Below are 7,776 nucleotides of genomic sequence, written 5' to 3'. Positions count from 1 at the left end.
CCGTCGTCCGGTAAACGATCAGATCTCGGCCGCAGCCCGTCGGGCCCGGGCGGCTCGCACGAGCCCGCTGGACACGGCCGCTCCCACGAGGGCGAGGGCCGCGAGCACGAGGAACACGATGTGGTAACCGGCGGCTCCCGGATTTGCGTCGAGGATTGTCCCGTAGACGATGAAAGCGAACATCCCTGGTGCATAGCCGACCAGGCATGCGATTCCGAAAGCCGTGCCGCTGGTCTCCTCCGGAATCCCGACCTCGTCCATCGGCGCCCAGAACACACCCCGCATGGTGAAGACGATAAGCGAGAACAGCAGGGTCACGATCATCGCCGGGATCTGGCTGCCCGGATCGGCCGGGAGGAGCAGCAGCACCGCCACCACCGGGATCAGGCACAGGAACGCCAGCCGGATGTACCGGCTCGCACCCTTGACCACCTTGTCCGCGAGGACTCCGCCGATCGGGCCACCGATGATTTTCAGGCCGTACTGGTTGATGATGCCGTAGGCGCCGACCAGCGCGACAGGCAGACCGTACACGTAGGTCAAATACGGGATGAAATAAGTGAGGCCGCAGTAAACGACGTACACCATGAACACGGTGAAGCTCACCCACCACAGCTGCGGCTGCTTCGCGGCACGCCAGATTTCGCCGAGGCCGGCCTTCTGCTTCTTCGCCACGGGCTGCTGGCTCGCCGGCTCGCTTGTCTGATTGCGAAGCAGCAGGAACAACAGCACGCCGACGACGACGTCAATGATGGCGTAGAAGGCAATGGCCGCACGGAATCCGCCGGTACCCGAACCGAGCAGGACGAAAATTCCCAGCGCGGAGAACGCCACAGCAGTGTCGACGACACCGCGACCGCCCTCGAGCAGGCCGAAGAGCCGCCCCTGTTCCTTCGGGCCGCCAAGCTGACGGATGCTCTTCAGCAACGCGGGCCAGACCAGGCAGTCCGAGCACACGGCGAGCAGCGCGAACAGGAGCAGGAGTGTGCTGAAGCCGGGGAACGTGCTGAGGAACAGGCCCAGCGCTCCGGTGCCCACGAGTCCGAGCGGGATGAGGATCCGCGTGGAGAAGCGATCGGCGAGGTAGCCGCCGACGATGAAGAGCGCCGTCGCGACCATCGAGTTGACGCTCAGGAGGGTGCCGATCTCAGTGTGGCTGAGGCCCATTGCCTCCTGCATGGGGACGTAGAACGCGTCCTTGAGGTTGGCGAGCTTGTAGATGGTGCCGCCCGCCATGACGAGCAGAGCGAAGCGGATCCACTTGCTCCAGTCGACGCGGTTCGTGGACTTCCCGGGGGTCTGAGTCAATGTGGTCATCGTGCACCTGCCAGGGAGTTCGTTGTGTCGAGCTGTGCGACGGCGATGTCGCGCAGCGAGGCGAGCAGCTTCTTCACATGGGCCACCTGGTGGTCGGCCCAGCCGGGTTCTGCAGCGAGCAGTTCATCCCGGGTCCATCCGGGCGGGATGCCGGTAGTGCTCAGATCGCGGTACGGGATGAAAGGGTCCGCGCCTTCGCCGGCGTGGCGGAAGGCGGGAGCGTAGTAAAGATTTTCCTGTTCGAGGGCCAGGGCGATGACCTGGGGCTCGTCCTCGCCGAGCATCAGGAGCTCGAAGAGCATCCGCGCACCGGGCAAGTCGTCCTCAGGGCTTCCCTGCAGCACACCGCGGTGACCGTATCCGTCCCCCTCGGGGAGAACATGGACCCCTTTCAGGTGCACCTGCAGGATGTGCGGCGCGAGCGCGGAGAGGGCATCCATGGGACGCTCGCAGGCATTGATCATGTTCCCGAAATCGAACATGGCGTGCAGGCGCGGATGGGAGACCCGGCGCAGCAACTCGGCGATCTCGGTGGAGCGCAGTTCCTCGTGCTGCTCGAAGGAGAAGTGCAGATCGTGCGCGTCTGCGAGCACGGCGAGCCGGCGCAGGTCCTGCTCGATCAGTGTCATCACCTGCGAGAGCGTGCCCTCGAAGCGCGAGTAGACGCGGATGTGCCGGACGCCGAGGACCCCCCCGATCCGGACTACCTCGTCCACGTCCGCGCGCAGGGTGGTGCTGATTTCGAGGTGGATCCCCAGACCCAGGTGGCGCGCGCGGTCGGCGAACTCGCGAAGCCTGTTCTCGCTCATCCGGCCCAGGCTCCGCTCCTCGCCGTCGAGGAGGTGGATGCAGGCGCCGGCCAGGCCGTGCCGATGCGCGAAGTCGAGCACATCATCGGGCCCGTACCCGCCGTAGGTCAGGTTGCCAAGGAGGGCGTAGGCGTGGGCGAACAGAGGGGCGCGGTCGATCCGTTCGATCAGGGTCCGGGCCAGCTCGTCGGTCAGGCGGGGCAGGGACTCGATCTCCTCTTGGTTGAGGCGGGATCTTAGGAGCGCCTGAAATTGGGCATCGGCAGGGGGCATCGTTGGCTCCTCGGGAGGCGGGTCAGGGGTGGTGGCGAATGTCACTCATCATTTGTACGCCGGTAATGGATCGCAAAAAAGGTCCATTAAGGCCACAGTTGTTAAGTCCATTCAGGAACCTGGGGCGATGCGCTCCCATCGGTTCCACGCGGCGGCCATCCTGCCGACAGCCTGCGGCATGTGCTCCTCCGCGGTGCCTGCGAACCCGATCAGCAGCGCCGGGGGGAGCTGCCGGGTGAGCCGGTACTCGCCGAGGGGGTAGGTGTACACCCGGCCCGCGGCCAGTCCCCTGGCTACCTCGATATCGTCGACCGGTTCACGGAGCCAACCCATGACGTGCAGGCCGGCGTCTACCGGGGCGGCTTCAATCCTGTGGCTCAACCGGTGATCGATCGCTTCGAGCAAGGCGTCCTGCCGTGCCGCGTAGAGACGCCGGGTGCGGCGAAGGTGGGCGTGCAGATGCCCTTCCGACAGGAAGTCCGTGAGGGCCATCTGGAGCACCATCGCGGGCGGGCGCCCAATGACCGATGATGCGGATGCGAACGGCTTCACCAGGTCCTCCGGCAGCACGCAGTATCCGAGGCGGATCGACGGCGCGAGCACCTTGCTGAAGGAGCCCACAGTGATCACCTGCCTGCTCAAATCGAGCCCGAACAGGGTTGGGAGGAATTTCCCGCGGTAGCGCAGCTCGCTGTCGCAGTCGTCCTCGACGATCCAGCTCCCGTTTCGTTGCGCCCACGCGATCCACTCCGCCCTTCGCGCCGGGCTCATCGCAATGCCGAGCGGATGCTGCCGCGCGGGGGTCAGGCAGGCCAGGCGTGCCGGAGCCGCGTCGTCGTCCGGGAGGACTGCTCCCTCGTCGTCGACGGGGACGCCTCGGACAGGACAGCCCTGGGACTGGAAGGCGAGCCGTCCGGAGATGTGCCCCGGGTCCTCGACGACGACGGGGTCGCCGGCGTCGAGCAGCAGAACCGCCAGCACGTTGAAGGCCTGCTGCGCACCGGAGGTGACGACCACCTGGTCCGCCGTGCACCCCAAAGCTCTCACGTCGTTGACATATTCCGCGATCGCTTCCCGCAGTGGGCGGTAGCCGTGGGGATCGCTGTACCCGATCGCAAGCGGATCGGTGCGCCCGGCATGGCGTCCCAACAGGCGCTTCCAGGTCGCCGCGGGGAAAGCCGAGGACGCAACCTGGCTGGCAACGAACGATTCGGTCTCTGCCGGCGCCCACGTGTGCGGCGCCTCGCTGAACAGGTCGGTGCCCCGCGAAGAGGTGGCGGCTCCGCGTTCAGACAGCGGCGGCCGGGACATCGGCCGCTGCGGGGCGGCATCGCTCCACAGGGTGTCGACGTACGTGCCGTCACCCGCACGTGAGCGCAGGAAGCCCTCAGCAGTGAGTTGCTCGAACGCAGACATTACAGTGATCCGCGATACTCCCAGCTCGGTGACGAGCGTGCGGGTCGAGGGCAAGCGGGTTCCGCTCGGCATTGAACCCGTCAGGATCTGGGTGCGCAACTGCGCATACAGCTGCTGGTGCAAAGGCTCAGCCGCTGCGCGGTCGAGCTCAAGTCCGGCCAGCAGTCGGCCACCAGCGCTCTTCATCCCGCGAACCGCGGAGCTGATTTCACCATGGCCCCATTTTACGGGCCCGCAAGCGGACGACGCCGGGAAGTCCCGCCGTCGTCCGCTCACCTTAGCGGGCAGACAGGTGAAGCACGCCGGCCGGACCGGATATGCATGCCGCACGACGGTCAGGCTCCGGGTCCCCCGTCAATGGTCAGGATCGTTCCGTTGGTGTACCCGGACCGCGGGGACGCGAGGAACGCGACTGCACTGGCGATTTCCTCCGGGGTTGCGGAGCGTCCGTAGGGCAGGGCCGAGTTGAGTTCCGCCCAGCGGTCCTCGTCGCCGAATTCTGCCTTGGCCGTAGCCCTGAGCATCGTTTCATTCCGGGACGTGGAAACCGGGCCGGGATTAATCCCCACCACACGCATGTTGTCCGCGACGGCCGACTTTCCCAGCGCGCGGGTAAAGGCCATGAGGGCGGCATTGCCCGTGGCGCCGGCAATGTAGTCCGGCCGGAAGACCTCCCCGCCGGCGCCGATGATGTTGACGATTACTCCTTGCCGTTCCTTGAGGTTCGAATACAAGGACCGGGTCAGGTTGATATAGCCGAAGACTTTCAGATCCCAGGCTTCCCTCCATTGGCGGTCGTCAATCTGCTGAAGCGTTCCCGGGGGAATGGCTCCGGCATTGTTCACGAGCACATCGAGGTCTCCCACGCTGGAGCCCACCCGTTGCAGATCAGCATCTGAAGACAGATCGGCAGCCATGAAGTTCACGGACACGCCGTGGTGCGTGCGGATGGTGCCGGCGAGGTCCTCCAAACGCGCAGCATCGCGGCTGACCAGGACGAGATTGCAGCCTTCCGCGGCCAGTAGCAGTGCCGTTTCCCTTCCGATGCCCTGCGAGGCGCCGGTGATGAGAACTGTCTTTTCCCGCAGGCCAAGATCCATCAGGCAACCGGAATGTATTCAGCTGGTTTGAGGTCCGAACGGTTCTGGGCCTGGGCCGCGTGACGGCCGGCCAGCCGTCCGGAGACCATCGCCCAGCCGATGTGCAGGCCGTGGTTGAGCAACTGCAGGCCGCCCTGACCGGTGGATCCCGCGGCCCACAGTCCCGGGATGGCCTCGCCGTCTGCTGTTGTTACGCGCAGTTCGGTGTCAACGGCCAGGCCGCCATCCGCAAGGGTGATGAAGGCGTTCATCGGGCCGAGCGCATAGAACGGACCCTCGCTGACCCCGCCGCCGAGGCGCTGCCGGTCGAATTGACTGTCGGTTCCGGTGGCGACGTCCGCGTTCCACTCATCGATGGTCGATCGCAGGACAACGGGATCCAGACCGGTACTCTGGGCGAGCTCTTCGATGGTGTCGGCCCCGTGGTAGACGTCCGGGCGGTACCGCCTGTAGTCCTCCACATAGGCGTAGGCCACGCCCGGGAAGGTGGAAACAGGGTTCGGCCAGGCAGAGAACTTCCTTGCCACCCGGTGGTCGAAGACCATGAAGGCGGTGTTTTTCTCGTCGACGGCCGCGGCGCGGGCCATCAGTTTGTCGGAGTCCTCATTCGCGATCCGTTTCCCGGCATGTCCCACCAGGATGGCCCCCGCCTGGTACATCGTATTGTTCGGGCCCACCCAGCTGGTCAGGGCGCCGCGGATGACGAACGCCAGCAGGTTTTTAGGCAGCCGCTCCACAATGAGTCGCATGGCCTTGGACAGCAGCGGGTGCGAGGGCAGGATCTTAATGGGGTCCAATCGTTTGGAGGGGGCGAAGCGCAGTCCCTCGTAGAGCCTGTCCATTTGCAGCATGACGCCGCCGACGCTGGTTCCCATCTTGAATCCGTCGCCGGTGTTGTTGGGGTTTACAGGCGGGATTTTGGCGGCAGCTTCCCCGACGAACTCGGCCTTCATCTCCGCGGAAGCGGAGTAGTCGCCGGTGGCCAGGATAACGCCGCGCCGGCCGAAGAAGTCGGTGCCGTTGGCCCTGGCCCCGATGATCTCCCCGGCGGCGTTGCGCAGGAGTTTCTCCACGTGCATAGAGGTGCGGATCTCCACGCCCCGTTTCCGGCATTCCCTCAGCAGGGCCGATGCGTAGGCGGACGAATTCGGCAACACATTGTGCATGCGTGGCTTTTCGTACGGCGGCTCCGGGGTGGGACCGAGGAACTGCACGCCAATGCTGGACAGCCACTCCACCGTCGCTCCGGCATTCTCCGCCAGGATCCGGCGCAGCGCCTTGTTCTCCCGTTCCTCGAATTCGCCGTTCGCCACTTTCATGTCGGCAACAAAGAGCTCGATGCTGTCGTTGACGCCGGCCCGGTACTGATAGGACGTGTTGGCCGCGGTGAAAGAGCCCACGGACATCGCCGTGCTGCCGCCCACTTTGGGGCATTTTTCCAGCACAATCGCGCTGGCGCCGCTCGTGGCTGCCGAGATGGCGGCGCTCATTCCTGATCCGCCGCCTCCGATGATCAGGATGTCTGCTGTAGTGGTGGTCACGATGCTTCCTTGTCTGTGGCCTTACGGCCAGCGTTGATCAGTTCGGGAGTCCGGCGAGTCCCGCCGATGGTTGCGCGTGCGGCCGCGGCGAGCCCCGCCCAGCGGCCGGTGGTGTAGCCCGGTGCCAGGCCGCCGGCATAGCCATAGTTGGAGAGGCCGCCGATATCAGCTCCGGCCGCATAAAGGCCGGGGATGGGCCGGCCGTCATGGTCCAGCGCCTCGCCGCTGCTGTTGGTGCGCACCCCGCCGAACGTGAAGGTGATGGAGGGCTGAACCATCAGGGCGTAGAAGGGACCCGTGCGCGGAGGTCGGGCCGTGGAGGAGACCGGGACGCCCAGTGCTGTGCCGCCGCCTTGGTCGGCTGTTTCGGCGTACTTCTTGAGCGTGGCATTGAGGTTGTCCCGGTCGACGCCCCAGACCGAGATCTTCCCGACCAGCTCGTCCAGAGTCTGCGCCTCCGCACACGTTCCGCCCGCTTCAACGGCGATCGCGAAACGGTCGATGGACCCGAGACCGGGAAACGGCTCCTGGATGACCTCGGTGGTCCGGACGTGTTCGTCGAAGATCAGGATGCCGCGGGCTTCCGGCTGGAACGCAACATCCTGGTTGAGCAGTTCATCGCCCTTGGTTTCGTCGGCAAAGCGTTCACCGCGGAGGTTTACCATCACGGTGGACCCGGAGTAGTACTGGGAGTACGGCAGGTAGTCCTCCGTCTCGAACCGGCGGACCGGGTACGGCAGCAGATGACCATAGAACGTGCTCATCGCCGTAGTCCCGCCGGAGCCTGCCGCCCGTGCGAGCCGCAGTCCGTCCCCGACGCTGCCGGGGTTGGAGCGCAGAAGCAGACGGTCTGCATTCGGGCCGATATGCCGGGTGAGTTCATCGCGGGCGCCCTGGAACCCGCCGGTGGTCAGTACGACGGCGGATGCGGAGTAGCGGATGAGGCGGCCTTCGGCGTCGCGCGCCGTGACTCCGGTGACGGAGCCGCCGTCGTGCACCAGCTCAGTGACCGTTATCCCGGTGAGTGTTTCGCCGCCGGTGAGGCGGACTTCCTGCCGGCACCACTCCAGAACGGCGTGAATGTCGGTGGAATACCCGATGCCGAACGTCATGATGTTCAGCTTGGGTTCGGCGGCCACTCGCGCCCCCGATGCCCGCAGCTCCGCCAGTGCATCCTCATAGTCGCCCACCAGGCGGGCAGCAAGCTCAGGGTTCCCCAGCGGGATCCGTGCGCGGTAGGCATCGACCGTTGGCGCGGTCCAGAACATGCCGGCCGAGAGGGCGGCCGAGCCTCCAAAGGTCTCCTGTTTCTCCAACAAC

At 65.7% G+C, this 7,776-nt stretch carries 6 protein-coding genes; all 6 read right to left on the bottom strand.

All coding sequences use genetic code 11. The annotated features are described in order from the left end of the window. Positions 1-18 precede the first annotated feature (18 nt). Positions 19-1,317, bottom strand: a complete 1,299-nt coding sequence (locus Y706_RS0105525) for an MFS transporter (RefSeq protein WP_043434986.1) — start codon at positions 1,315-1,317, stop codon at positions 19-21. After that, complete coding sequence (locus Y706_RS0105520; RefSeq protein WP_028275793.1) at positions 1,314-2,399, bottom strand: sugar phosphate isomerase/epimerase family protein; 1,086 nt, start codon at positions 2,397-2,399, stop codon at positions 1,314-1,316. The genes Y706_RS0105525 and Y706_RS0105520 overlap by 4 nt, the downstream gene beginning before the upstream one ends. A gap of 111 nt (positions 2,400-2,510) precedes the next feature. Further along, positions 2,511-4,001 (bottom strand): MocR-like pyridoxine biosynthesis transcription factor PdxR, encoded by a 1,491-nt coding sequence (locus tag Y706_RS0105515; protein ID WP_028275792.1) that lies wholly within the window; start codon positions 3,999-4,001, stop codon positions 2,511-2,513. 149 nt (positions 4,002-4,150) lie between these two features. Further along, positions 4,151-4,915: a short-chain dehydrogenase/reductase gene (locus Y706_RS0105510; protein ID WP_028275791.1), complete on the bottom strand. Its 765-nt coding sequence runs from the start codon at positions 4,913-4,915 to the stop codon at positions 4,151-4,153. After that, on the bottom strand, positions 4,915-6,456 hold the full coding sequence (locus Y706_RS23835; RefSeq protein ID WP_052355013.1) for an FAD-dependent oxidoreductase: 1,542 nt from the start codon (positions 6,454-6,456) through the stop codon (positions 4,915-4,917). The genes Y706_RS0105510 and Y706_RS23835 overlap by 1 nt, the downstream gene beginning before the upstream one ends. Beyond that, the coding region (locus tag Y706_RS0105500; protein ID WP_162159062.1) for an FAD-binding protein at positions 6,453-7,776 on the bottom strand (1,324 nt) is incomplete at its 5' end. The genes Y706_RS0105500 and Y706_RS23835, both read right to left, overlap by 4 nt.

The sequence above is a fragment of the Arthrobacter sp. I3 genome (genome assembly GCF_000520575.1).
GTDB lineage: Bacteria > Actinomycetota > Actinomycetes > Actinomycetales > Micrococcaceae > Arthrobacter > Arthrobacter humicola_A.
This window is presented reverse-complemented; position numbering and strand designations above follow the sequence as displayed.

What these genes read in the sequence shown, in the direction of transcription:
- Y706_RS0105525 (WP_043434986.1), bottom strand. Translation starts at nt 1,317, where the DNA reads ATGACCACATTGACTCAGACCCCCGGGAAGTCCACGAACCGCGTCGAC.
- Y706_RS0105520 (WP_028275793.1), bottom strand. Translation starts at nt 2,399, where the DNA reads ATGCCCCCTGCCGATGCCCAATTTCAGGCGCTCCTAAGATCCCGCCTC.
- Y706_RS0105515 (WP_028275792.1), bottom strand. Translation starts at nt 4,001, where the DNA reads ATGAAGAGCGCTGGTGGCCGACTGCTGGCCGGACTTGAGCTCGACCGC.
- Y706_RS0105510 (WP_028275791.1), bottom strand. Translation starts at nt 4,915, where the DNA reads ATGGATCTTGGCCTGCGGGAAAAGACAGTTCTCATCACCGGCGCCTCG.